This window comes from Sphingobacterium sp. NGMCC 1.201703, from assembly GCF_047784615.1.
Classification (GTDB): domain Bacteria; phylum Bacteroidota; class Bacteroidia; order Sphingobacteriales; family Sphingobacteriaceae; genus Sphingobacterium.
The window spans coordinates 772,204-797,414 of record NZ_JBLOHD010000001.1 but is presented as its reverse complement, the minus strand read 5'-3'; the positions used below and the strand labels follow the sequence as shown (position 1 = coordinate 797,414).

22 protein-coding genes and 1 tRNA gene are annotated in these 25,211 nt (G+C 40.1%); 11 read left to right on the top strand and 12 right to left on the bottom strand.

All coding sequences use genetic code 11. From position 1 onward, the window contains the following. Positions 1 to 64: 64 nt before the first annotated feature. Entirely contained in the window at positions 65 to 1,108 is a 1,044-nt protein-coding gene (gene ribD / locus ACK8HY_RS03205) for a bifunctional diaminohydroxyphosphoribosylaminopyrimidine deaminase/5-amino-6-(5-phosphoribosylamino)uracil reductase RibD (RefSeq protein ID WP_416132762.1), read from the bottom strand. Between the two features lie 33 nt (positions 1,109 to 1,141). On the opposite strand from ribD, the gene prmC reads away from it, so the two are divergent. Together prmC and ACK8HY_RS03195 are read left to right on the top strand one after the other, a co-directional pair. Continuing rightward, a complete protein-coding gene (gene prmC / locus ACK8HY_RS03200; RefSeq protein ID WP_416132761.1) occupies positions 1,142 to 2,002 on the top strand; it encodes a peptide chain release factor N(5)-glutamine methyltransferase in 861 nt (286 codons plus the stop codon). 117 nt (positions 2,003 to 2,119) lie between these two features. Beyond that, positions 2,120 to 2,192 (top strand) — tRNA-Lys (locus ACK8HY_RS03195). A gap of 58 nt (positions 2,193 to 2,250) precedes the next feature. Here the strand turns inward: ACK8HY_RS03195 and ACK8HY_RS03190 are convergent. Next, positions 2,251 to 3,897 (bottom strand): RagB/SusD family nutrient uptake outer membrane protein, encoded by a 1,647-nt coding sequence (locus ACK8HY_RS03190; RefSeq protein ID WP_077435416.1) that lies wholly within the window; start codon positions 3,895 to 3,897, stop codon positions 2,251 to 2,253. A gap of 24 nt (positions 3,898 to 3,921) precedes the next feature. After that, positions 3,922 to 7,125, bottom strand: coding sequence for a SusC/RagA family TonB-linked outer membrane protein (locus ACK8HY_RS03185; RefSeq protein WP_416132760.1), 3,204 nt, complete (start codon positions 7,123 to 7,125; stop codon positions 3,922 to 3,924). Between the two features lie 121 nt (positions 7,126 to 7,246). On the opposite strand from ACK8HY_RS03185, the gene ACK8HY_RS03180 reads away from it, so the two are divergent. From ACK8HY_RS03180 to ACK8HY_RS03155, 6 genes are all read left to right on the top strand, one after another. Continuing rightward, positions 7,247 to 7,441, top strand: a complete 195-nt coding sequence (locus tag ACK8HY_RS03180) for a hypothetical protein (RefSeq protein WP_416132759.1) — start codon at positions 7,247 to 7,249, stop codon at positions 7,439 to 7,441. Positions 7,442 to 7,466: 25 nt separating this feature from the next. Then, positions 7,467 to 8,144 carry a helix-turn-helix domain-containing protein gene (locus ACK8HY_RS03175; RefSeq protein ID WP_416132758.1) on the top strand — a complete coding sequence of 226 codons (678 nt, stop codon included), beginning with the start codon at positions 7,467 to 7,469 and terminating at the stop codon, positions 8,142 to 8,144. Positions 8,145 to 8,587: 443 nt separating this feature from the next. Continuing rightward, the gene (locus ACK8HY_RS03170; RefSeq protein ID WP_175992006.1) at positions 8,588 to 8,761 is read left to right on the top strand and encodes a hypothetical protein; all 174 of its coding nucleotides are present in this window, start codon (positions 8,588 to 8,590) and stop codon (positions 8,759 to 8,761) included. Between the two features lie 301 nt (positions 8,762 to 9,062). After that, complete coding sequence (locus tag ACK8HY_RS03165; RefSeq protein WP_416132757.1) at positions 9,063 to 10,106, top strand: LacI family DNA-binding transcriptional regulator; 1,044 nt, start codon at positions 9,063 to 9,065, stop codon at positions 10,104 to 10,106. Positions 10,107 to 10,197: 91 nt separating this feature from the next. After that, positions 10,198 to 11,508 carry a Gfo/Idh/MocA family protein gene (locus ACK8HY_RS03160; RefSeq protein WP_416132756.1) on the top strand — a complete coding sequence of 437 codons (1,311 nt, stop codon included), beginning with the start codon at positions 10,198 to 10,200 and terminating at the stop codon, positions 11,506 to 11,508. Positions 11,509 to 11,521: 13 nt separating this feature from the next. Next, positions 11,522 to 12,274, top strand: coding sequence for a DUF1080 domain-containing protein (locus tag ACK8HY_RS03155; RefSeq protein WP_416132755.1), 753 nt, complete (start codon positions 11,522 to 11,524; stop codon positions 12,272 to 12,274). A 108-nt stretch (positions 12,275 to 12,382) separates the two neighbouring features. On the opposite strand, the gene ACK8HY_RS03150 is transcribed toward ACK8HY_RS03155, so the two are convergent. From ACK8HY_RS03150 to ACK8HY_RS03135, 4 genes are read right to left on the bottom strand one after another with little or no spacing between them, the layout of a single operon-like run. Then, positions 12,383 to 13,228, bottom strand: a complete 846-nt coding sequence (locus tag ACK8HY_RS03150; RefSeq protein ID WP_416132754.1) for a hypothetical protein — start codon at positions 13,226 to 13,228, stop codon at positions 12,383 to 12,385. After that, on the bottom strand, positions 13,225 to 13,608 hold the full coding sequence (locus ACK8HY_RS03145; RefSeq protein WP_416132753.1) for a GntR family transcriptional regulator: 384 nt from the start codon (positions 13,606 to 13,608) through the stop codon (positions 13,225 to 13,227). Before ACK8HY_RS03145 ends, ACK8HY_RS03150 begins: the two co-directional genes overlap by 4 nt. A gap of 1 nt (position 13,609) precedes the next feature. Next, positions 13,610 to 14,425 (bottom strand): hypothetical protein, encoded by an 816-nt coding sequence (locus tag ACK8HY_RS03140; RefSeq protein WP_416132752.1) that lies wholly within the window; start codon positions 14,423 to 14,425, stop codon positions 13,610 to 13,612. Next, positions 14,409 to 15,260 carry an ATP-binding cassette domain-containing protein gene (locus tag ACK8HY_RS03135; protein WP_416132751.1) on the bottom strand — a complete coding sequence of 284 codons (852 nt, stop codon included), beginning with the start codon at positions 15,258 to 15,260 and terminating at the stop codon, positions 14,409 to 14,411. Before ACK8HY_RS03135 ends, ACK8HY_RS03140 begins: the two co-directional genes overlap by 17 nt. A gap of 749 nt (positions 15,261 to 16,009) precedes the next feature. Here ACK8HY_RS03135 and ACK8HY_RS03130 point away from each other — a divergent pair. Then, positions 16,010 to 16,483 (top strand): hypothetical protein, encoded by a 474-nt coding sequence (locus ACK8HY_RS03130; protein WP_416132750.1) that lies wholly within the window; start codon positions 16,010 to 16,012, stop codon positions 16,481 to 16,483. Here the strand turns inward: ACK8HY_RS03130 and ACK8HY_RS03125 are convergent, their stop codons facing one another. From ACK8HY_RS03125 to ACK8HY_RS03115, 3 genes are read right to left on the bottom strand one after another with little or no spacing between them, the layout of a single operon-like run. Continuing rightward, on the bottom strand, positions 16,484 to 17,260 hold the full coding sequence (locus ACK8HY_RS03125; RefSeq protein WP_416132749.1) for an enoyl-CoA hydratase/isomerase family protein: 777 nt from the start codon (positions 17,258 to 17,260) through the stop codon (positions 16,484 to 16,486). Between the two features lie 9 nt (positions 17,261 to 17,269). Continuing rightward, entirely contained in the window at positions 17,270 to 18,109 is an 840-nt protein-coding gene (locus ACK8HY_RS03120; protein ID WP_416132748.1) for a hydroxymethylglutaryl-CoA lyase, read from the bottom strand. Positions 18,110 to 18,115: 6 nt separating this feature from the next. Further along, positions 18,116 to 19,264 (bottom strand): acyl-CoA dehydrogenase family protein, encoded by a 1,149-nt coding sequence (locus ACK8HY_RS03115; RefSeq protein WP_077435440.1) that lies wholly within the window; start codon positions 19,262 to 19,264, stop codon positions 18,116 to 18,118. 153 nt (positions 19,265 to 19,417) lie between these two features. Between ACK8HY_RS03115 and ACK8HY_RS03110 the strand changes: the two genes are divergently transcribed. After that, positions 19,418 to 21,025: an acyl-CoA carboxylase subunit beta gene (locus ACK8HY_RS03110; protein WP_416132747.1), complete on the top strand. Its 1,608-nt coding sequence runs from the start codon at positions 19,418 to 19,420 to the stop codon at positions 21,023 to 21,025. A gap of 114 nt (positions 21,026 to 21,139) precedes the next feature. Here the strand turns inward: ACK8HY_RS03110 and ACK8HY_RS03105 are convergent, their stop codons facing one another. Together ACK8HY_RS03105 and ACK8HY_RS03100 are read right to left on the bottom strand one after the other, a co-directional pair. After that, positions 21,140 to 23,068, bottom strand: coding sequence for an acetoacetate--CoA ligase (locus ACK8HY_RS03105; protein WP_077435444.1), 1,929 nt, complete (start codon positions 23,066 to 23,068; stop codon positions 21,140 to 21,142). Positions 23,069 to 23,237: 169 nt separating this feature from the next. Then, entirely contained in the window at positions 23,238 to 24,284 is a 1,047-nt protein-coding gene (locus tag ACK8HY_RS03100; protein WP_077435446.1) for a ferredoxin--NADP reductase, read from the bottom strand. 176 nt (positions 24,285 to 24,460) lie between these two features. On the opposite strand from ACK8HY_RS03100, the gene ACK8HY_RS03095 reads away from it, so the two are divergent. After that, complete coding sequence (locus tag ACK8HY_RS03095; RefSeq protein ID WP_416132746.1) at positions 24,461 to 25,177, top strand: superoxide dismutase; 717 nt, start codon at positions 24,461 to 24,463, stop codon at positions 25,175 to 25,177. The last annotated feature ends 34 nt before the right edge of the window (positions 25,178 to 25,211 follow it).

Genomic DNA, 25,211 nt, shown 5'->3' with positions numbered 1-25,211 from the left:
TACTAAAAAATTAGATCCTGTAGATCAAAGGTTTATAATTTCCTAAATATACAATTTATCGGAATCATTTCACATAAACCACAAGCAAATCATTGGAAATCATCTTTTTTTCAAGAACTCTTGCATTCAATTTTGGAGCTGGTACACCAGTATGCAATTCTGACTCAGATTGAAATACCCGCGCTTCATCCCAGAGACCGGCATCAATAAATGTTTGTAAAGTTTTAGCTCCTCCCTCAATGATAATAGACTGCACATCCATCAGATACAATTGATAAAGGATGCTCTGTGGTAAATATAGGCCATAGTTTTCAAGCTCAATATGCTTAATACGGCCTTGCCAATCTGTTTTTGTACCATTAAACACAATGGTATCGGCTTGTTCATCAAAAATTTTAGCCTCCGGTGAAATGACCAGATCTCGATCTATCAACACACGGATTGGATGTTTACCTTTCCAATGCCTAACGGTCAAACTGGGATTGTCAATCCGGGCAGTATTTGTCCCCACTAAAATTGCATCCTCTTCTGCGCGCCAACGATGAGTCAGTTGCTGACTAGCGGCGTTACTAATCCAAACCTGCTTATCCTCTTGGCCTATTAAGCCATCTTTAGATTGGGCCCATTTTAAAATAACATAGGGGCGGTGTTGGCTAATTCGTGTAAAAAAACGGCGGTTGAGCCAGATCGCCTCTTTCTCCAAAAGCCCAATTTCAACTTCAATACCAGCCTCTTTTAATATTTCAATACCTTTCCCATTGACCTTCGCATAAGGATCCAAACAAGCTACAAAAACTTTCTTTGGTTTTAGATCAGCAATCATATTCGCACAAGGTGGAGTTTTACCATAATGTGCACAGGGCTCAAGGCTCACATAAAATGTACTTGCAGCCAATAATTCCTTTGCCCTATCACCATACCTGTCCAACACCTGACTTACGGCGTTAACTTCAGCATGCGGACCGCCGTAAGGAGAAGTATATCCCTCGCCTAAAATTTGGTCATCATGAACGATAACTGCACCCACCATGGGGTTTGGACTGACAGATCCTGCTCCTAGCTGAGCGAGATCCAAACAGCGTTGCATATATTGCCTGTGCATATTCATAATGCAAATCTATGAAAATCGTACCTTTGACGCATGAGAATACTTCAAGATTTCGAATTATCGTTTCAGCGTGAATTAAAGTCCATATATGACAATGACGAAATAAAATCTATATTTCTACTTGTCGTGGAAGAACTATTGGGTATAAAAAGAATAGCTTACCAGCTGAATAAAGGCGATTCAGTCTCAGAAACGGATTCTGTTCGCTTTCTGGATATTCTACAGGATCTCAAAAAAAGCAGGCCCATACAATATATCTTAAATAGAGCAGATTTTTATGGTGAGTTATTTGAAGTCAATGAATCGGTTTTGATACCAAGACAAGAAACAGAGGAATTAGTTGATTTAATTATAAAAACACATACCGATTCATCTGGGTTGAAGGTTATTGATATCGGAACAGGTTCAGGTTGCATTCCTATTATCCTATCAAAATACTTGAATGAGGCAAAGGTGACCACAGTGGATATTTCCAAAGAAGCCATTCATACGGCTCAAAAAAACGCCCAGCGGCTAGGGCAACCTGTACATTTCATAAATGCAGATATTTTAGAGTGGGATTACATATTTTCAGACCAACAATACGATATTATTGTTTCTAATCCCCCTTATATCACCCCAAAAGAAAAACAGCAGATGCAGCAAAATGTATTAGATTACGAACCTGAACTCGCTTTGTTCATTGAAGAAAGTGCACCATTGATCTTTTATGACGTGATTTCATCTTTTGCATTAAAACATTTAGTCCCTGATGGCGATCTCTATTTCGAAATTAATCAATATTTAGGTTTCGAAACGAAGGATCTTATCGAGAAAAAAGGCTTCCAACAAGTACAACTGATTAAAGATATCCATGGTGCTGACCGGATAATCCATGCGAAGAAAAAAGCCTAAAAAAATTAATCTTTTTATTTATTAGACAGTTAAGATCAATTAAGCAAATTTAAAAGCCAATTATTTGGAGTGTATCGAAAGAAATTCTACCTTTGCATCACTTTCAAAAACAGAAAGGATTCCGTAGCTCAGCTGGTAGAGCAATACACTTTTAATGTATGGGTCCTGGGTTCGAATCCCAGCGGGATCACAAAAGAAAAGCTAATCAAACGATTAGCTTTTCTTGTTTACAACCTCAAAACCTAATTTTACCAGCCCGGATTTTGTAAAAGCTTCCCATTATATAAAGCAACCTCCCTGGTTGGCAAAGGCCGTAAATAATGTTTATCAGGATCAAATTTTCTTGCCGAAGCAGGTTGAACGATCAGAAAACCATTCGCATCAGTTCTGGCTTGAAAGCCTGCGCCATTATATGGCGCAATATTCTGCCATGCCGAGCCTTTGATCTTTATCCCTTTAATATCCTGAATCATTTCACTTTCAGCTGTTTTCCAACGCCTGATATCATCATAGCGAAAGCCCTCTAGCGCGAACTCCACATTCCGCTCCCTTCTTATCTCTGTTCTCATATCCAACCCATTGGCAGTTAAAAATTCATTTTTCAATGCTGGCATGCCCGCTCTGGCACGCAACAGGTTTACTGTTTTGTCAAGTTCAGCATCAGACAGCTTACCATTCTTTTCATATAGCGCCTCTGCATAGCTCAGCAATACTTCCGCATATCGGATAATATGACAGTCATAACCGAAATTATCCCCATTGTTAGTATTCCCATATACATTTTCTGAAAGGTATTTGTAGGTGATGTAACCAGTATTGGCATTACGCTGTGGTGAATTAGGCCAGTTTACAACAGGAACGACCGGGTTGAAAACTTCGATAATAGGAGTACCGGGAATCAGTAAAGTCATGGTCATTCTTGGATCCCGGTTATCAAACTCGGAACTGACCGTCTGGTAGCCGTTAAACTGACCGGATTTTGTTATCGGCAGTCCGTCTTTACACAAATACATATCCGCCAGCTTCTTAGTCGCCAGGTAGCAAACTGTACCTACCACAGAATAAGGATATTGCTGTCCAGAAATATTGACTTCATATCGGCGATCCAATATGCTTTCCTTTGAATCGTCCCCTTCCTCAATAAAAAGATACCGGTAACTCTGGGCTCCTTTACCAGTAAACAATGCATATTCACCACTATTGATGACATGCTCCGCCGCAGTAATAGCCATATTTAGATAATCAAGACCATTACCATTCCTGAATTTCTGCCATGTACCTTCAAATAAAGCAATCCTTGCTTTTAAGGATTCTGCGGTACCTTTAGTAATTCGTCCCACATCCGATACCGAAAGTGCACTCTTGACAGGCAGGTCTGCTACTGCATCGCTAAGATCCTTCAATATAAAATCTACCGTTTCCTTTCGTTCGGATCTTGCAGTATACAGATCGGGATCATTCACATCAAGCACTTTGGTAATCAATGGTACACCGCCATATAGACGAAATAAGAGCCAATAATTGTAAGCCCGAAAAAACTTGGCTTCTGCAACATAGTTTTTAATGCCAGGATCAGTCAATCCTTCACCTTTGGCAATAATATTATTGGCGTTGCGGATATAATAATAAGCATTCGTCCAAGTCGAAGATACATCTGGAGGCAAATAATCACCATCACTGATGGCATTCGCCACATTGAAAGCAATATCAGATTCTGTATCGCTGAAATTAAAACCAACAAGCGAATTGTACAGGCCATTGGCTCCTAGTTTAAAATCTGCGGCAGTTTTATAGAAAGTGACATCGGAAAGCGTGTCCTTTGGCTTTAAGTCCAGTGTCTTTTTACAACTGGTCATGAGCAGGCCACATAGTAATAGTATAGAAAAATGTTTCATGACAATATCTTTTTGAATAGATTCTTAAAATTTAATATTCAGGCCCACAGAACTCACCCTTGTAAAAGGATAAGTTACCTCGTTTGAGTTCTGATAGCCCTCTTCCGGATCAAAAGAACGCCCCCAAGTACCTTTAGAGAAGGTAAACAGATCTTGGCCGCTAACATATAAACGGATACCATTCAGGCGTAGACGTCTACAGAAAACTTCAGGAACGTTATACCCTAGTGTAATCACCTTGACTCTAAGATAAGAGAGGGCATTTACCCGCATGGAAGAGTATTGCCAGTTGTAATTCAGCAAATTGTCAAAACCTACTGAACCCGGAATCAAACGGGGATACTTGGCATCTGTATGCTCTGGGGTCCATGATTTATTATAGAAATATTCCAAAGGTTGAAAGTAAATTGCACTCATAGGAACCGCAAAAGAACCATCCCTTATATTCACCTGTTTCCCAACACCTTGCAGCATCAACGATAGATCAAAATTGGAATAGGCCAGATTAAAATTTAGAGAGAAAGTATATCTTGGCAAAATACTACCTAGATTTACCATATCCCCTTTCGAACCCTTGACCGGATCACCATAAGCAGTGATCTTTCCATCTCCATCCACGTCTTTATACATCATATCGCCCAGTCCAATATTAGAGGGAATACCTCCTAGTTTCTTATATTCAGCCAATTGTTCCGCATTCTGAATAATGCCCACAGCTTCATATCCAAAATAACTATTCAAGGAATAACCCTGGTGCGCAAAGTTCAACCCCTGCTTTAACACGTCATTTCCTTTTAGCTCCACAAGTTTGTTCTTACTATCATTGAGGATACCGGTCACGCTATATCTAAATTTACCGACTTGGTCCTTCCAGCCAAGTGAAAGGTCAAAACCTCGCGTAACCAAGTGCCCAAGATTTTGGCTAGGGGGTGTTCCACCGAGGGTAACCGGCACCTGTACATTCACCAACATATTCCTGTTCTGTTTATCGTAAACATCGAAACTTCCAGTCAAACGGTTATCCATAAAACCAAAATCAAGTCCGAAGTTGGTGGTTTCAATCGTTTCCCATGTCCTGGTCGTTGACGCAATTCCAGAAACTGCCCCTGGTAATTTGGCATTTGGAAGCCCAAGAGGATAGCCCCCGCTAATGGTAACAAGGGGAATATAACCATAGTTCCCAAAAGCACCGATCTCCTGATTACCTGCTTTACCCCAAGATGCCCTGAATTTCAGGTTATCTATAAAACTTAATGACTTAATGAATTTTTCCTGACCTAGATTATAAGCGGCCGAAACGGCCGGAAATACTGCGCTCCATCGCTGGTCTGGTGCGAACTTAGAACTTCCGTCTATGCGGAGAGTAGCATCCAGAAACAATTTATTTTTGAACGTATAACTCAACCTACTGAAATAAGAGTCTAATGCCCTATCGGTATCATAACCACTTAGGCTTGTATAATCAGCTTTGGTTTGATCGGCCAGTCCGAGGGTAAAGATTTCATTTCCTGGAAAGTTGGATGCGCTCACTGACTGGCCTAGATCGGTATACTTTTCAAAAGAAGTACCAGCCATCAAATTGAAATTATGCTCGCCGAAAGTCCTGGCATATTCCAGAAAACCAGTATAAGATCTATAAATATTTCTGTTACTGGTGTAATAGGCTGAATTTAGCGGGTTCCTATACCCCTGCAAACCTCCTTCATAATTGTACTCAGTAAAAGTTCTATAATTGCCATTATCATAGTAATTATTATTGGTCACTCCCACCTGACCCGTCAGCCTCAATCCTTTTAACAGCTCTACATCAGCCTTCACATTAAAAGCAAACCCAGAAGAATTTGTCTGTCGCTTACCGCCTTCTTCTAATTCCTGTGCAGGATTTACATACCCCTGATAAGTATAATACTGTCCAAGAGGATTTCTTAAGGGCACAAAATTGAAAATCCGTGGTATATTATGCATTACATCCGCAATCGAAGAAGGCTCATGGATAATATCATTACTGTAACTGTTTCTGGTCTGTACATTGATTTTGTCCAACAGCTTAAAGTCGTAGTTCATGCGAAGGTTATAACGGTTGGTATAGTTTTTTCCGTAATTGAACACTCCGTTGTCATTCGTATAACCAGCAGAAAACAAATAAGAACTGTTTTCACCTCCTCCGTTCACACTCAGATTATGGTTCTGCTGTATGGCATTTCCATAGACAATTTTATTCCAGTCATTATCTGTATAAAATCCTGGATAGTCCTGTAGGTAAGTTACCCAACCTGTTTTGGGATCAGGGGCCGCACCTTGTTTAATCTTATCCATTACTCCGGCAGGCAGACCGTCTAGTCCCACATTCTTCAGGGATTCATCCGTCATTTCGGCAAACTGTAGGGTTGATGTTACTTTCTTGAGAAAGTCCGGTGTTTTAATTCCAAAATTTCCGGAATAACTCACCTGCGGAATACCTTTTGCGCCTTTTTTCGTAGTAATTAGCACCACTCCATCAGCTGCCCGCGCACCGTAAATAGATGCGGCAGCATCTTTTAATACGGTAACACTTGCGATATCATTTGGGTTCAGACTATAAATATCCCCATTCACCCCATCGATCAGTACCAATGGCTTATTTCCGTTCACAGAAGAAAAACCTCTAATCTGCAGATCGTAACCTTGCCGCCCTGGCTGTCCGCTGCTCCGCACCACAGTTAAACCCGAAATGGCTCCTTGTAGAGCACTAGAGGCATTCACCAAGGGCCGGGACTCAAACGCTTTGCTGTCGATCTGGGAAATGGAACCTGTAACGGAAGCCTTATCCTTGGTCGTATAGCCTACAACAATGACCTCCTTGAGCTTTGAATCATCGGCGGCTAATGTAACATCGATCATGGACCTCCCTCCCACAGCTTCCTCTTTCTCGGTATAGCCTATAAATTTGAAGACCAAAATACCTTCTGTTCTTGGCAGTTTAATAGTATACCGACCTTGTGCATTGGATACTGAACCTATCTTTGTACCTTTTAATAATACGGTGGCTCCCGATAACGGCGTACCTAGATGGTCTGTGATCTTTCCTTGAACAGTGAGGCTGTCTGCGCGCCATTTATCCGCGAAACGGACAGGCCGGTTGACTTCCGCATGTAGGGCGATGGGTGACAGCGGGAATAATAAGACCAAGCCTGATAGCACTTTTAATGGCTTTATCCCAACTGTTCGTTTTGATAGAAAAAAATTCATACGTTTACAAAGTTTGGTTAAAGTTGAACTTAGGTTCGATGTAAAGCTAAAAACAAACGTTTGCGTAAAACATGGACGGATATTTTATAAAGATGGATTATTTTACGATAACCTAATCCCGATGACGGAAAAGAAAAAAGATGGATTTGATGGCCAACGGGCTATAGTACTTCCCCGAACTATTCTTTCTAAGTACTGCAGCCGTAACCCACTCATAGCTGGAGCATACCTGACAGATATCGGCTATTACCCGAAAGCCAAATTCCATTATAGAATGCGTGTGCAAGGAATAAGACCAACATATTCTGATCTATAATATAGAAGGATTTGGCTGGGCCGAGGTGGGAAATAAAAAATTTCTAATTAATCCTGGTGATTTCTTTATCATTCCAGCTGGAGAGGCCAACTGTTATGCTGCGGACGAAAATAATCCATGGTCAATTTACTGGATTCACTTTAAAGGCCAAACTGCCGATGCTTTTATACAGACTTATTTTCAGCGAACTGGAACTTACTTTGGCCGCCTGCCCTATAATGAGCACCGGGTTGATCTTTTTAACGAATTATATAAACACCTAGAGCGGGGCTACAGCCATGACAATCTTAGTTATGTCAATATGCTGTTGTTGCATTTTCTGTCTTCATTTCTCTTTGACTCTATTTTTAATGAAACCTCTTCAGAAGAACATGAAACTGATGTCATTCACCAATCTATCTTGTACATGCAGCAGCATATGTCATCTATACTTTCACTCCAGGATATTTCCGCACATGTACATATTTCCATGTCTCACTATGCTTTTTTGTTCAAAAAGAAAACCGGCTTTTCACCGATAGAGTATTTCAATCATCTCAAGATTCAGAAAGCCTGTCAATACCTACAGTTCACTTCAATGCGAATAAAAGAAATTGCCTATCAGTTAGGTATTGAAGACCCTTATTATTTCTCCCGCTTATTCGCCAAGGTAATGGGCATATCACCGAAGGAATATCGAAATAAATATATCAGCAAAACATAAAATAGTCCATGCCTTTAGAAAAGCAGTGGTCTTTCCATATAATCGAACATACGCTGACTTAATCGGCAAAATGCACCCGCTCCTTTTTATCAAATCACTCTATTGCATGGACAAAAAACGGATTATACCTAGCGATCAGTTCAATTATTATAGCTTACTATTAGCTGCTTCGATCTGACTTTACCACATTCTCTGATTCTCTTATTTTAATTGGAACGCAATCTCAACAATTCGGAGCTGTCCCAAATTAAAAGTTCCGCTCTTACGATCGGCCTCAAGCCCTCATCGCTTTATTTTTGCTGGGCAGCTACCTCTCTCTACTGATGATGTAAAGTGTATATAAACCGAAAAAGCGAACTATTCGCGCGATATTAATATATTGAAAACTATTTACATTTTAAATTGTCGTTATTACATAGAAACAAATAATTAATAGATATATTATGAAAAAAATAGCGCTTTTCTCCTTGATGTCAAGTACACTTTTATTAATGACCAGTTGCTCCGTGATAGAGAGTATTTTTAAAGCGGGTGTTTGGACAGGTATACTCATCGTTGTTGTTGTCGTTGCGCTTGTCATCTGGCTAATCAGTAAGCTTTTCGGCGGATCAAAATAATATACGGAACGGAATCTTTCATGAAAACTGAAAGATTCTAGATCCGCTATTCATTTTACTGCTTTTTCCTTTTTCCTAGCCATTCACTCCAAACACCGGTAAATAAGCTTTTACATGCAATTACTGTCGTTTTTGCAAACTCCATTTGAAAAACTTTTTTTTATCTTATCTTTATAATTTAATAATTCATCATCTGAATACAATTAAACCTGCAAAGCAGCATTCATAAAACATTTTAATCCCTATTTCAATAGCGGATTGCACATGAATAATGAGAAAATAAAAGGAGAGGAAAGAGAACATGAAAAGAGTTACCTTAAAAGAGATTGGAAAGCAATTAAACCTTTCACCGGGAACTATTTCCAAAGCGCTTAATGATAGTCATGAGATCAGTGCGGAAACAAAAAAAATGATTTTAGCCTATACACAGAAAATCAACTACATCCCTAACTTTTCAGCCAAAAGCCTGAAAACGGGGCGTTCAAATACGTTGGCTATTATCGTCCCTTTTATTTCAAGTTCATTTTTCTTTGATTTCTACGAAGAAATCTCCCTTACATTATCCAAAACAAATTACCAGCTCATATTACTCCAGACGTTCAACGATGAAAAAAAAGAAAAAGAGGCCTTAGAACTCTGTGTGCAAAGTAATATTGATGGTATCATCATTTCACCTGTAAAAAATGATTCCAGTTTATCCCTGTTGATGTATATTATGGATCAGATCTGTCCGATTATTATTTTTGACAGGATAAATCATCAACTAGACACCTTTAAAATTGGTATCCAAAATAATAAAGTAATCTATCAGGCTACAGAAGAAATGATAAAAAATGGCCGCAAAAACATTATTTTACTGCTATGTAAAGATATAGGGGGGAATGCGAGCAGAATTAAAGGGTACAGAGATGCACTTTTCAATTGCTCTATTCCCTATAACGAGCAAAATATTGTAGAAATATCGTACTCAAGCCCAAAAGATGACATTGACGAAGAACTCGAAAGAAAAATAAGTGGATTACTAAATAGTTCACAACCTCCAGATGCACTTCTATCGACAACGGACACCTTGTCGCTAAAAGTATTACATATATTAAACAAGCTAGCGGTAAAAATTCCGGAAAATATGAATTTAATCGGCTTCAGCAACACACCCTTTGCAAATAGCTTAAACCCATCGTTGACAACGATCACCCAACCCACACGTCTTATGGCAGATAAATCTGTAGAGCTACTGCTCGAAATGTTAAAAAAGAGAAATAAAAAGAATTATTTCGAATTTGAAACTTATTTTCTAGACTGTAAGATTGAGCATCGAAAATCAACTTCTGTATTTCCCAGATAATCGGTAATCTTTTTTGGATCAATACAAAAAAGATATTACGACCGTCAACAATTTAATACCATTATATTCATTTATAAACATAAATTTCAATATGTCATTCGATTCCGATAACCATTCAGCACAAAACTCAAGGCGATCATTCCTAAAAAAATCTGGCATTATTGCCCTCGGAAGTTCCCTTCCAACTTCCTCCTTGTTATCTTTTACAAGCCAATCAAAAGATCAAATCATTAAGGTCGGACTTATAGGCTGTGGCGGCAGAGGTACAGGTGCTGCCATCCAGGCCTTGCAGGCTGATCCAAACTGTCAGATCACTGCTATGGCAGATGTTTTCCAGGACCGTATGGACGAATCTTATGCCGCTTTGATGGAAGTTCGCCCTAAACAGGTAAAAGTTGACAAAAAAAACAAGTTCTTAGGTTTTGATGCCTTTGAAAAAGTCATTAATAATGATGTAGATGTGGTACTGCTCACCTCTCCACCAGCGTTTAGACCACTGCATTTAAAAGCTGCCGTTAACGCAAAAAAACATATCTTTTGTGAAAAACCCATGGCTGTTGATGTACCGGGACTGCACAGTGTATTGGAATCGGTAAAAAAAGCAAAAGATTTAAACTTATCACTTGTTTCTGGCTTCTGCTTCCGTTACGATCTTCCAAACCGAGCTACATTTACTAAAGTTTTAGAGGGTGCAATAGGCCAAGTAAGATCTGTGAGTACATTTCGCTATGGCGGCGAAGCGACCTATATCGAACCTCGTCCAGAATGGAATAAAATGACCCAACAAATGAGAAACTGGTTTTATTACAATTGGCTTTCAGGTGACTTTATAGTAGAACAGGCCGTTCACAGTTTGGATATGATGTCTTGGGCAATGGGTGACATCATGCCTATTTCAGCGATGGGTACAGGAGGCAGGCAAGTCCGTGTAGATCCAAAATATGGAAATATCTATGACCACTTTGCGATAGAATTTAAATATGCAAATGGAGCTATCGGTACACACTTCTGTCGACAACAAGCTGGAGCCACCCCTAGAAACTCTGTGAGCATGTTAGGTTCAGAAGGTGTGGCTGAAGTTATCATTGGAGGTAAACATACAATAACTGGGAAAACGGACTGGAATTACACCGGAGCAAAAAACAACATGTACCAAACGCAACATGACGAGCTGTTCGCTGCAATCAGAAGCAACAAACCGATCAATGATGGCGATTGGATGACCAATAGTACACTACTCGCTATTTGGGCGCGCATGGCTGGCTATACAGGTCAAAACCTAACCTTTGATCAAGTAATAAATTCGAAAGAAAGTCTTGGCCCTGAGTTATCGTCTTACAACTGGGAGCTCAACATAGATGGACCTCCTATTGCTACACCCGGAAAGACAAAATTTAGCTAAGATCTAAAACCTTATGAAAAGACTTATTTATTGCATTTTCGGCATTTTAGTGCTCAACAATAGTAACCTCCTTGCCCAAGAAAATACTTTATTCAATTTTGGACACGAAGTCCAATGGAATGACTGGATATTAAACAAGAAAAAACCAGAAAAAATTCATTGGATCAATGTCAACACAGACCCTGACACATGGCGCATGGAGAACCGTAATCTTATTTGCAAGGGAAAACCAATTGGTGTGGTGCGTTCTGCAAAACAGTACGAAAACTTTATTATCCATGTTGAATGGAACCATCAATACGCTGGCGGCAATTCAGGAATTTTCGTTTGGTCAGACGCCAAACCTGATCCAGCCGGAAGACTACCTGGAGGAGTAGAAGTGCAAATGCTTGAATTGGACTGGGTAAATCAGAATCATATTGATGGTAAGCAAGCGCCAATTGCCTACGTACACGGCGAATTATTTGGAGTAGGTGGGGTCACGACAATACCAGACACCCCTCGCGGCACACGGAGCAAATCCATAGAAAACAGGGCTAAGGGAAAGGGCGAATGGAACAAATATACAATCGTATGTATTGATGGCACGATCAAATTAGCCGTCAACGGAAAATTTGTCAACGGGATACGCAATTCATCTGTAAAAAAAGGTTATCTCTGTCTCGAATCCGAAGGGTCTGAGATTCATTTCCGTAATTTTAAACTGATTGCACTGGAACCCGGTGTCACAAGTGATCAACAGATCGCAGCGTTGATTACCCCTTAGATCATGATAGACAAAGGAGCTCAAAATTCCAATAAATGGAATTTTGAGCTCCTTACATAGCAAATAATTGTCCACGAGATCTTGGCAATCAATAATCAATACCGAAGACTACTTGATCAGATTACGCAATGCATGGACCGGTAAATCAATTTTTGTATCATTTGACAAACGCCCCTTCAATGTATTCCATTGTAAACTATCAAGCCTAACAGAAGACACACCTTCCGTTTTGATATCTAAAACATCGACTCTAGATTTATCCCCTTTTCTATTAAAATAGACCTCCGAATTCTTAGCTAGAATATCAGCGGTTTTGTAATCCACCCGCGGTAGCCCAAGATTGGTATTTGTGATATCAACGCGTAAATGACTGACAGGCGCAGTATTTTTATCGTCACGGTATCCAAAATCATCTATATGCGAATTTGTCAAAATCAAATTGAGTGTATTGATAGCCGTCTCTCCACTTAAAGAAAAATTTTCAACACTATCACCAATGATTGTGAATTCATCAAGTTTTGCGGAAAACTCGTTTATACCCGCTTTCTTCAATTTTATGCTTTTCAGATCAGGTGCAAAAATATAGACCGACTTATAATACTTATCACCGCCCTCTAAAAAATCCAGCGCGAGCACACCATCCGCATCTATCTTCGTCTTTACAAAATCCGCCTGACTCTTATTTACCTTCACCATAAACTTATCACTTTTCACCACATGTAAATTTATTCCCCTAGCATCTGAACCAAGGATTTGCAATTCATCAAATTTCCCAACAGGAAACGACCGAAAATAAACATCCGCCGCGCCAGGGTTTGACACCTCCTTTTCTACATTTGCATTGTAAACGTTTGCATCTACCCTATTGATCCGAACAAAATATGAGGCTACCAATGTCGGAACAACAAAAAGGATTATAGCGAGCCCTATCAATAATTTAGTACTTAATTTCATGATTCATTTTGATTAAAATTCTGTTCAACAAACTGTCTGTAACGTTGCTCCAATTCAGTTAGACCAATTTCCAATAAATAAATATTCCGAAAGAACAAGGGAAGATCCTCTTCCAAAAAAACCATCTTCCGGTGAGATTTAACGTTCCGGACAGAATCCGCGGTCAAGAAAAAACCAATTCCGCGTTTATTTGTGATAATCTCCTTCTGTTGCAGCATATCATAAGTCCTCATCACTGTATTCGGATTAACCTCCAATTGAACTGCCAGCTCCCGTACCGATGGTAATTTGTCGTTCGTTTTCCAGGTTTCCATTAAAATATGATCACATACATATTCCGCAATCTGTAGATAAATCGCTTTGTTGGCATTAAATTCCATATTAAATCTCCTTCTCTTTTAACCTTAAAAAGGCAATCCCCCAGAATATCAATGTGAGCACTATCCCCGTTACTGTAATTAGTCCGAAGATGTGATTTGAATCTGACCAATAATTGTCATCCATACGGCCCACTGTATTTTCCGTTTGCGTTTTCATGAGATACACAAAAAAAGACATCCAGACCACACAATAAAGCAACAATGAGATTGCGGTCTTAATATATTGATAACCTTTAAAAATAATTCCTCCCATTAAAAATATAGCATTCAATACAAAAGGTAAAAAACAGGCGTAATATGCGCCGCTTGGATAGTCCACACTAAAAAAATATTGCCAGAACTCTACCGTAACCTGCTCACCAAGCTCATTGACCTCCGTTCTAATGGAAGGGCCAAAACTCCTCAAATACGACACAAAGGCTAAATCGATCAGGTAATAAATCAGCAGATACGAACTGATCCCCACGATCATCGTATAAAAAATACCGACCATAAATTTTTCCAACTGCGACGCCGGTATCATCAGTTCAAAAATTGCTCTAGTCTTGCGCCCCAGATCAGCAAAATAACTACTCGAGATTACCGTCACAAAGAACAATCCCAATACACAGAATAAAGGCGATCTAAAATTCAATATCGAATAAGCATGTGCAGAATCATTTTGAAGACGATCATAATCGGTCCCCACGTTGAAAGCGTAAAAACAAAAGATTACACCTGCGATCACACCTATTGACATCAGATATATCCGTCCAAAACCGACCCATTGCCTACGGATCAGTGCAAAAAAACGTGTAGTATTAAACAGGTTTGACATATTCATCGACTTTAATGAGATTTGTAATTTTTTCTTTTTGTTGCAAAACAGCATTGAACAACAACTCCAGATCCAATTTGGAATCTTCCGCTAGTGTATTTGGAAGAATCACATTGAAGCCTCCAAGCGCCTCCTCTGCATGCAGGACATCAAAAGACAGCTCCTTCGTCTTTTTGAAACATAGCTTATCCGTGATCAAATTAACAGATGCGTTCAATGCCACCTTATGTTCATCAAGTAAAATAACTGCATCAATCAGATTATCTAGATCACGCACCTGATGGGTTGAGATGATTACGCAACGGTCATCCGTGATGGCCGAAGCCATAATTTTACGAAACTGCACTTTCGAAGGGATGTCTAAACCATTCGTGGGCTCATCCATAATGATGATTTTCGTATTAGAAGCCAAACCAAACGAAATAATGTATTTCTTTTTCTGCCCATAGCTCATCTCCGCCAATTTTTGTTCTACCGGGATTTCAAACTCCTTAATCAAGCGGTAGAAGTATTCCCGGTCAAAATTGGGATAAAACCCCGCGTTGGCTTTTAAAAATTGCTCAGATTTTACCGCAGGCAAATAAAATTCCTCCGGAATAAAACTGATCTCCCGCAACAAAGAAGGCTCCCGTCGTGCTGGATTGTGTCCCAAGACTTCAACCAGCCCAGAAACTGGATATACCAAGCCGGCAATATTTTTTAGCAAGGTAGACTTACCCGCGCCATTCTTTCCAAGCAATCCATAGATATGCCCTTGCTTCAAGCTGAGGTCCATTTGAAGAAAGAGTGGTCTGGACTTACTATAACTGAAATTTAGATTTTGGATAGCAATCATACTACTGTATTATTTAATTAATACACTAATATAGATACTAATCCTCGATGATTCCAAAAAATATGTAAAAAAAATTAAACTGTTTTTCGCTTTTAAAGGTTAGCTGGTCACCAGCTCGGTAACTGATCGTAATGCTAAAAATCAGAAATAACAACAAACAATAAGTTTATATAAAAGACATATACAACTGATAAAAAGATAATTAAATAAACAAATTATGAAATTCATAATGGAATAAACAAGTCATCATGCATTATTTTTAGTGCATATTTAAAACCATCTCCATTACAAAAAAAACTAAAATCAGCACATTACAGACACTTTTTCGTTGGGATAACAGAAAGACACGGCAGTACTTCAAAAACTCCTCAGATCGTTTAAAAAGCATCAAAAAAACACACATTATGAGACTACATAGTAAAGTCAATTAAAATCGGTATTCATCAGCTCCTTTTTGAGCTGCCTACCACCTACAATCTGGTCAAAAACTGCATCTGTAGCGCTAATAAGCCAATTAACCATAAGTTAATATCAAGCATGTTAAAATCATAAAAAATTAATAATCAGATCTATGATAATATTACATAAACTAAAAAATCACATTAAATTCAAAACGATATTTCTTACATCTTCCAATTCGACGATAGCACTTAGCAATCATTTTTAACCCGACTCTGCTTCGCTGTCGTCACAATAATCAACCGACTGAAGTATTTTTTAATGTATTTTATGTCCATCTTTGTATCGCTATGACTTCTATTTACGCCTTTATTTTAGCATTACATTCCACCTGGCGATGGGTTGTTTTGATCATTTTTATAGTTAGTTTATTCCGTTTTGCTTATCAAAAAAAGAAGAGACTCCCCTTCACCCCTATCGATAATTTCTTAAAAAAGGCGGTCATTATTGCTTTTTATATGCAAGCATTAATGGGTATTATACTCTATACATTAAGTCCGATCACACAATATTTTCTGACACATTTCGACACAGCCGTACACTTACGACAGATCCGTTTTTTCGGAATGGAGCATAGCAGCATGATGATTCTTGCCGCAATCTTTCTGCTTATCGGTAGCCTAAAAAGCAAAAACGCCGATACAGATGATCGACGTTTCAAAATTTTACTCATTTGGTTTGGTCTCGCTTTACTGATCATCTTAAGTTCCATTCCCTGGGAATTTTCTCCATTGACCAGTAGACCAAGCTTCCGTTCTTTTTGATTAGTTATTCTTCCACTCCCCTTTTCGTTTATCGCGCATTGCCGCCATCCCTTCTTTGAAGTCAGCTGTCTGACGAAGTTTAGCAAGCTCATCCAAAAGAAATGGATATTTATCCGTTAATGCACCATCTTTTAATCTACGAAGCGCGCCAAAGCCCCTTGAGATAGCCAGAGGCGCATTCGCTACAATTGTTCTTTTCAATGCATCCAATTTAACCTCCTCTGGCTCTAAAATTGCATAAAGCAACTCCTTTTCCAGCGCCTCTTCCGCAGAGAAAGACCTACCTTGAATACAAAGATCCATTGCTTTCCGTTCGGGCATATATTCCAGAAGCAAGGCCAATACTTGAAAAGGAAAAAGGCCGATCTTGACTTCCGGCAATGAAAATCGCACCTGTGGCGTAGCTAACAAATAAGTACAGGATAAGGCAATTAGAAAGCCACCTGCAATCACATCGCCTCGAACAACACATATTGACGGCTTATTTAAATCAGCAAACAATTCGGCAAGCGATTTTTCGACTTTGGGAATCCGAGGATTAATTTCGTCAACCGAAGGATCTTCAAAAGCTTTCAGATCCATTCCGGCACAAAATACCGGTCCTTCCGCTTCAACCTGTATCAGACGAACCTCCGGATCCGCATCGGCTATTGCCAAAGCATAAGCAATCTCACTCACCATGGCAGGACTAAAAGCATTCCTTTTCTCCGATCGCGCCAGCGTCAATATAAACACATGCTGTTCGCGTTGTACCTTTATGAAATTCAATTTTTCCATTTATTCTATCTACAAGATCATCTGTCTAAAGCTCTCCTCCAAGGTCATCTTTTCCGCCAAACTCCCCCTACCGAAAAAATCCAGCAAAACTTCCGATGGAATATTTCCGACCAAATCATCTTTGGCAAATGGACATCCACCATAGCCCAATAATGCACCTTCAAACTTACGGCAACCTGCATCGTAGGCAGCCTGAACCTTTGCTAGGCTATCCTCTCGCCTTGCATGAAAATGCGCCCCGATAGCGAGCTGCGGATAACGTACCTGTACAAGACCGAAGAGCTCAGCAATCTGTCCGACATTTGCCTCTGAAGTTGTATCCGCCAGAGAAAATTCAACCACACCAAGCTGCATTAGCCGATCGATCCATTCTTCGACTAGATCTACCGACCAGGGGTCACCATAAGGATTACCAAAAGCCATGCTAAGATACACCACTAATGTCTTACCATAGCTATCAGCCAGGGTTTTCATTTCCTTCAATTGCTGATAAGAATCATCCAGTCCCCTATTCGTATTGCGCAACTGAAAGGTTTCTGATATAGAAAATGGATAACCTATAAAATCTATTTTCTCCAACTGAACAGCTTCTTGAACACCCCTCAGATTGGCGACAATTGCCAATAACTTTACCCGATCATTCTTCAAAATACCATTCAGGACTTCTTTTGTGTCTGCCAATTGCGGAACCGCCTTTGGAGAAACAAAAGAACCAAAGTCAATCACATCAAATAAACCACTTGCTATCAACGTATTGATATGCTTAACCTTCTTATCTGTTGAAATAAAATTATGCAGCCCTTGAATGGCATCTCGTGGACAATCGACCAATACAACCTGATCTCTCATATTATACTATAAAATATCTTTTTCAATTTCGCGGGCAATCACCATCTTCTGTATACTGGAGGTTCCCTCACCTATTGTACATAATTTGGCATCACGAAAGAACTTTTCCGCAGGATAGTCTTTTGTAAAGCCATATCCACCAAAAATCTGCACAGATTCATTTGAAACACTTACAGCCGCTTCAGAAGCATACAGTTTGGCCATTGCGCCAATTTTGGACACGCGCTCACCATGATCTTTGAGATAACCCGCCTGACGAGTCAATAGCTCACTCGCCTCCACTTGGGTAGCCATATCTGCCAAGGCAAATGAAACCGCCTGAAAATCATAAATCTTCTTCCCAAACTGTTCTCTTTCATGCGCGTATTTTAGTGCACATTCATAAGCGCCGCGCGCAATTCCCAAAGAAAGGGCCGCAATGGAGATTCTTCCGCCATCCAAAAGCTTTAGGGCCTGTACAAATCCTTGACCTTCCTCCCCAATGAGCTGGTCACGATGAATCCTACAGTTATCAAAAAATAAACATGCCGTCTCCGAAGCACGCATACCCAGTTTATTTTCTTTTTTTCCTGCAGTAAATCCCGGTGTACCTTTTTCAACGATAAAAGCAGACATTCCTTTTTTATCACCCTTTTGCCCCGTCCGAGCGATCACAACAGCGACACTCGAACTAATGGCATGTGTAATAAAATTCTTCGAACCATTCAGTACATAATAATCCCCATCCCTTTCAGCAAAGGTGGTCATACCACCGGCATCCGAGCCTGAGCCAGTCTCCGTGAGGCCCCAAGCACCAATCCATTCCGCAGTAGCCAGTTTCGGAAGATAGCGTTTCTTCTGTTCTTCATTAGCAAAACTCAAAATATGATTGGTACATAATGAGTTATGTGCCGCCACCGAAAGTCCGATCGATCCACAAACTTTGGAGATTTCATCCAGAACGGTGATATACTCCTGATAACCCAGGCCCGAACCTCCGTATTCCTCGGGAACGATAACGCCCATGAAACCATGTTCACCTAATTTTTTAAAAACTTCTATTGGAAATATTTGGGCTTCATCCCATTCCATCACATAAGGTTTGATATGATACTGTGCAAAATCTCGTGCACTCTGTCTAATCATATCCATTTGTTGTTTATTTTCAATAAACATAAGCATGAATATTAAATTTACAATCGGTAATACAATTCAAATATATCAAAATATTTAGGAATAAAATTGCAAATATTTTAAAATTTTATTTTAAATTTATCTAAAAATAAGAAATTCTTAATTACATCGCTTTTTAAACCAGAATTATAAACTATGAAGGAGCTGCTCGCATTACTTCGCCAAAAAAGAGAAAATTTAAAACTCGGTGGTGGCATCGATAAAATCAAAAAACTAAAGGAGAAAGGTAAACTGTCGGCATGGGAAAGAATAACGTACTTACTGGATCCAGATCGGGAGTACCTCGAAATAGGCATGTTTGCAGGAGAGGGCATGTATACAGAACATGGAGGCTGTACCAATGCAGGCTGCGCAGCTGTTTTAGGTTATGTCAAATCTAAACTTTGCGTTATTGTTTCGAACGATGCCACCGTAAAAGCTGGAGCTTGGTTCCCGATCTCGGCCAAGAAAAATCTGCGTGCACAGGAGATCGCCATGGAAAACAACCTTCCGATCATATATCTAGTGGATTCTGCAGGTGTTTTCCTACCAATGCAAGACGAAATTTTCCCCGACAAAGAACACTTTGGACGAATATTCCGTAATAATGCGCGCATGTCCTCCATGGGCATTCCACAGATTTCCGCAATCATGGGCAGCTGTGTTGCGGGCGGCGCCTACTTACCCATTATGTCGGACTATGCTTTCATTGTCGAAGGCACTGGATCTGTATTCCTGGCAGGACCATATTTGGTTAAATCAGCTATTGGAGAAATTGTAGATGCCGAAACACTCGGGGGCGCCGCCACACATTCCGAAATATCAGGTGTTACGGACAATAAATTCCCCGACGACCAAAGTTGCCTTACCGCCATTAAAAACGTAATTGATAAAATCGGCGGACATGCAAAAGCTAATTTCAATCGGAAGGAAAGCCTGCCTCCAAAAACAGACCCCGAAAAAATTATAGAAATCCTTCCGGAGGACCGAACCAAACCTTACCGAATGCAAGATATCCTCGAAGCGATTGTTGATGCAGAAACACTGGAGGAGTATAAACCCCATTATGGCAAAACCATTGTATGCGCACTTGCACGTGTAGATGGCTGGGCTGTGGGCATCGTCGCCAACCAACGGGAAATCATTAAAGCAAAGAAGCCCGGAAATGCAATGGAAATGCAAATGGGTGGGGTTATCTACAGCGACTCCGCGGACAAAGCTGCTCGCTTTATTATGAACTGCAACCAACAAAACATTCCGCTCGTCTTCTTTCAGGATGTCACTGGGTTTATGGTCGGCAGCCGATCGGAACAAGGTGGAATCATTAAAGATGGTGCCAAAATGGTCAATGCAATGGCAAATTCCGTCGTACCCAAATTTACATTCATTGTAGGCAACAGCTATGGAGCGGGAAATTACGCGATGTGTGGCAAGGCTTATGATCCGCGGTTGATCTATGCTTGGCCAAGCGCCCAAATGGCCGTCATGAGCGGCGCCGCTGCCGGCAAAACGCTATTCCAAATCCAGGAATCCGCATTGAAGGCCAAAGGGAAGGAAATCAATGAAGAAGAAAAGAATATACTATTGAAATCTATTGAAGACCGATATAATGAACAATTAAGCCCTTATTATGCCGCTGCCCGACTCTGGGTCGATGGAATTATTGCCCCTGCGGAAACCAGAAAAGTTATCAGCATGGGAATAGAAGCCGCTAACGAAAAACCTATTGTTGAGCGATACAATGTGGGGGTAATTCAGGTATAAGTAGCCATATAATAGGAAAAATGAGCAGACAACAATAGCTCAAGTAATAAAAAGCCCGCCTGTACCTATGATGCAGGCGGGCTTTTTTAAAGGGCTCAACAAATCTGATGCTGTTTACAACGTACGCCAGGTTTTGCTGATAACTTCAAACCCATCTACAGCCTCCGGATTTCGCATGACATCTTTTGAAACAGCTTTATCAACAGCTATACCTGAGAAGATCTTTTTAATAGGTAGTTCCAGCTTTTTCCCGCTCCAGGTATAAGGAATAGCAGAAACCTCAAAAATTTCATCCGGCACATGCCGGGGACTATATTCCCTTCGAAGAGACCTCTTTATTTTATCCTTGAGTTCATCATCCAGCACACCATTTTTGATCTGTACAAAAAGCAACATATCAGAAGAACCGTTTTCATGATCAACACAGATGACCAAGCTATCCTGAACCTCATCCGTTGCATTCAACACATTATAAATTTCAGCTGTTCCGATACGCACTCCACCACGGTTCAGTGTCGCATCAGAACGTCCATACATGATGATACCATCATTTGGTGTGATCTTAATCCAGTCGCCATGGCTCCAAATACCAGGATACTTATCAAAGTAACTATCATAATATTTCTCATTGGAATAATCATTCCAAAAGTAGATTGGCATACAGGGCATCGGCTCCAAGATAACCAGCTCGCCCACCTCATCGTACACAGCTATTCCCTCCGCATTAAAAGCAGCTATCTTAGCCCCCAATGTACGGCATTGTATTTCGCCGGCATACACATCAAGCAATGTACAGCCCGAAAGAAATGCGCTACAAACATCTGTACCACCACTTAGTGAAATAATCTGAGCTTGCGGAAATTGCTGTTGTATCCATTCAAAGACAGCAGGCGGCAGCGGAGACCCCGTAGATCCAATTGTTTTTGGGGTATAATTCAATGTTTTCAGATCTTGATCCTGACAGGAGATTAAGTAGGCAGCACCTGCACCAAAATGATCCACAGCAGTTTCTTTTGCAAACCGCCATAGGCTCAATTTATCCGGATAGTTCGTTGCTCCGTCATAAATGCACAGTGTATTTCCCATTAATAATGCCGAAAGAGCGTAATTCCACATCATCCAGCCTGTTGTGGAATACCACATAAACCTTTCCCCCTGCTGCACATTCTGATGCAGCCCCAGTGCTTTCATATGTTCCAACAACATCCCCCCAGCCCCATGTGTTATTGCTTTAGGTTTTCCCGTCGTCCCCGAAGAATATAAGATCCATATGGGATCTTCAAAAGCTACTGCAGTAAACTTAAGCTCATGTTGTGAAACGTCCGAATCCATGATCATTTGCCAGGTTTTATCATCGATAAAAACATAGGCTGTCAAAGACGGCAATTGTCCAGCAAGCTTACGTATGCTATCTTCCTTGTCAAAAAGACGCCCATTGTAATAGTAATCTGCATTTGCAAAAAGCACCTTAGGCTCGATCTGCTCAAAACGGTCCTGAATACTTGCTTCGCCAAAATCTGGAGAACAGCATGACCAAACCGCCCCAATTGAATTCGTAGCTAAAAACAACGCGATAGCTTCCACTCCATTGATCAGCACCCCAGCAACCCGGTCCCCTTTCCTAACCCCTTGATTTTGTAGGTAAATTTGTAATCTGAGCACCATGACCTTTAGCTCTTTCCAGGAGATCTCGCGCAAAGGCTGCTGTTCCGACTGAAAAATAAGAGCCGGTCGGGCATCTGTTTCGCAACGAAATACATGCTCCGCATAGTTTACCGTTGCTCCACTAAACCACTTTGCTCCAAAAAAGTCATCCCTGTTCGCCGGAAGAGCTAATACACTGGTAAAATCTGAATGAAATTTTAAATTAAAGTAAGTTGCAATATCCTGCCAAAAATCAGCAACATGTGCAGTTGACCATGCCCATAGATCATGATAAGACGCAAAGGATAATTGATATCGCTGTTCGATATACTGTTTGAATTTATTGATCTCAGATCGAGATTTTTGTTCTTCTGTCGGGCTCCAGAGTAATTTTCCCATAATAGTTGGATATAAAAACGGTTATACCCAAACTTAGTTAAATTTGCTTTGATATGCAATTTTTATTGGCGCCAAAACAGAACAAACAAATAAAATCAATTATATTATTGAAATATTATTCTGAAATACCTACAATTCATCAAATAAACAAGATAAACCCAGGCTTTTTTTAAAGCACTTCGATTTCGGTTCCCTCGACCACCGGATGACCGGTACACAATAATATCCGTCCATTCTCCATTTCACGATCGGTTAATACTTCATTGTAGTCCATTCTTACTTTTCCTTTAGAACATTGCGCAATGCATGTACTACACATTCCGGATTTACAGGAATAGGGTAATTTGATTTTATGTTCCAGCCCCACATCCAGAATAGATTTATTATACGGGACCTCCAGATCATAGCTTTTGCCCTGAAAATGTAACCTGATTTGATACGATGTTGTATCGATCGCTTTCTCGGATTCATCGTCATCATCCTCTTCATTTTCGGGCAATAAAAATGTTTCTCTTTTTATCTGGTCGGTATCAAAGCCCATCCCCAAAAGTGTAAAACGACATAAATCCATGTAAATCACTGGGCCACATGTGTAAAATAAAGCGTCCTCTTTTTTCCCGACAAGATGATCCTTGACAATGGAAAGAATATAATCCCGATTCAGCCTGGCTTTCATTAGATACTTACTGTTGGAATAAATCCAGATAATCGTTAAACGGTCCGGGAATTGCATGGCCCATCCCTCCAACTCCTCACGGAATGGTGTCTGATCCGCAGATCGATTACTATAAACCAACACAACCTTGGACTCCTTCTCCGTAAGAAGCGCCGTTTTAAGAATGGAATACAAAGGCGTTATACCAATCCCCGCAGCAAATAGAAATAAAGTTCTGACCTTATATTTCTCAGGCTCATAGGTAAATAATCCCTGCGGTTCCATAGCCTGAACGATATCCCCTTCGGCAATCGTATGATGAAGCAATCGCGAGATTTCCCCATTTTCCACACGTTTTACAGTGATACTTAATGGTTCATCATAATCCGGAGAGCTATTAAAAGAATAGGAACGACGAACCTCCCGATCACCGAACATAAATGAAAGTGTAATAAACTGTCCAGCTTTATATCTAGGGTACTTACCATCAAGAGGTTCCAACTGAAAAGTGATATTATTATTGGGTTGAGGAATTATCTTTGCTATTCGTAATGCATACATAGTTCAAATATACTGTCGAATTTTGGCTTACACAAATGTAAAAACCGGAATAGAAATAGCGTTCACACGGACAATTTATAACAATTTTGTTGTATTACAATTGACAGACAATTCTCGTACAATATTTGTGGAATTTCACGTTATATTTATATCGAAACTTATTATAATAAGATTATATGCAAACACGCAGAAACTTCCTTCAAAATGCAGCAAAAGCCACATTGGGTATTGCTGTATCTGGATCAATATTACAAGATATTGCTTCCGCGAAAGCAACTGAATTAAATGCCGCTACCTTAAAATTTTCTCAAGTAAAGTTACCTTTCAGTTATGCAGCATTGGAGCCCAATATTGATGCCCTGACGATGGAAATCCATTATACAAAGCACCATGTGGCCTATATCAATGCTGTCAACGAAGCCATTGTTGCCGAAGCTATCAAGGAAACTTCAGAAGAGCAGCTTTTAGCTAATATATCCAAATATTCGCCAAAAGCCAGAAATAATGCCGGTGGCGCATGGAACCACAATTTCTTTTGGGAAAGCCTGTCCGACAAAGCAAGTCAACCCTCAGAAAAAGTGTTAACGATGATCAATAAGGCCTTTGGCTCATTGGACAAATTTAAGGAGCAATTTGCTGCTGCTGCAACGAGCCGTTTCGGTTCAGGCTGGGCCTGGCTGATTCTTGACGATTCGGGTAACCTGAAAATAACTTCTACGCCAAATCAGGATAATCCATTAATGGATGTTGCAGAAGTAAAAGGCATCCCTGTTTTGGGGCTTGACGTCTGGGAACACGCTTATTACCTGCATTATCAAAACAAGAGGTCAGACTACATCAAAAACTGGTGGAATGTCGTCAATTGGAAAAAAGTAAATGAACGAATCGCATAACATAAAAAAGCCCGATCTAACGATCGGGCTTTTT

Coding starts and splice junctions, on each gene's coding strand:
- ribD (WP_416132762.1), bottom strand. CDS start 1,108: ATGAATATGCACAGGCAATATATGCAACGCTGTTTGGATCTCGCTCAG.
- prmC (WP_416132761.1), top strand. CDS start 1,142: ATGAGAATACTTCAAGATTTCGAATTATCGTTTCAGCGTGAATTAAAG.
- ACK8HY_RS03190 (WP_077435416.1), bottom strand. CDS start 3,897: ATGAAACATTTTTCTATACTATTACTATGTGGCCTGCTCATGACCAGT.
- ACK8HY_RS03185 (WP_416132760.1), bottom strand. CDS start 7,125: ATGAATTTTTTTCTATCAAAACGAACAGTTGGGATAAAGCCATTAAAA.
- ACK8HY_RS03180 (WP_416132759.1), top strand. CDS start 7,247: ATGACGGAAAAGAAAAAAGATGGATTTGATGGCCAACGGGCTATAGTA.
- ACK8HY_RS03170 (WP_175992006.1), top strand. CDS start 8,588: ATGAAAAAAATAGCGCTTTTCTCCTTGATGTCAAGTACACTTTTATTA.
- ACK8HY_RS03165 (WP_416132757.1), top strand. CDS start 9,063: ATGAAAAGAGTTACCTTAAAAGAGATTGGAAAGCAATTAAACCTTTCA.
- ACK8HY_RS03160 (WP_416132756.1), top strand. CDS start 10,198: ATGTCATTCGATTCCGATAACCATTCAGCACAAAACTCAAGGCGATCA.
- ACK8HY_RS03155 (WP_416132755.1), top strand. CDS start 11,522: ATGAAAAGACTTATTTATTGCATTTTCGGCATTTTAGTGCTCAACAAT.
- ACK8HY_RS03150 (WP_416132754.1), bottom strand. CDS start 13,228: ATGAAATTAAGTACTAAATTATTGATAGGGCTCGCTATAATCCTTTTT.
- ACK8HY_RS03145 (WP_416132753.1), bottom strand. CDS start 13,608: ATGGAATTTAATGCCAACAAAGCGATTTATCTACAGATTGCGGAATAT.
- ACK8HY_RS03140 (WP_416132752.1), bottom strand. CDS start 14,425: ATGTCAAACCTGTTTAATACTACACGTTTTTTTGCACTGATCCGTAGG.
- ACK8HY_RS03135 (WP_416132751.1), bottom strand. CDS start 15,260: ATGATTGCTATCCAAAATCTAAATTTCAGTTATAGTAAGTCCAGACCA.
- ACK8HY_RS03130 (WP_416132750.1), top strand. CDS start 16,010: ATGACTTCTATTTACGCCTTTATTTTAGCATTACATTCCACCTGGCGA.
- ACK8HY_RS03125 (WP_416132749.1), bottom strand. CDS start 17,260: ATGGAAAAATTGAATTTCATAAAGGTACAACGCGAACAGCATGTGTTT.
- ACK8HY_RS03120 (WP_416132748.1), bottom strand. CDS start 18,109: ATGAGAGATCAGGTTGTATTGGTCGATTGTCCACGAGATGCCATTCAA.
- ACK8HY_RS03115 (WP_077435440.1), bottom strand. CDS start 19,264: ATGTTTATTGAAAATAAACAACAAATGGATATGATTAGACAGAGTGCA.
- ACK8HY_RS03110 (WP_416132747.1), top strand. CDS start 19,418: ATGAAGGAGCTGCTCGCATTACTTCGCCAAAAAAGAGAAAATTTAAAA.
- ACK8HY_RS03105 (WP_077435444.1), bottom strand. CDS start 23,068: ATGGGAAAATTACTCTGGAGCCCGACAGAAGAACAAAAATCTCGATCT.
- ACK8HY_RS03100 (WP_077435446.1), bottom strand. CDS start 24,284: ATGTATGCATTACGAATAGCAAAGATAATTCCTCAACCCAATAATAAT.
- ACK8HY_RS03095 (WP_416132746.1), top strand. CDS start 24,461: ATGCAAACACGCAGAAACTTCCTTCAAAATGCAGCAAAAGCCACATTG.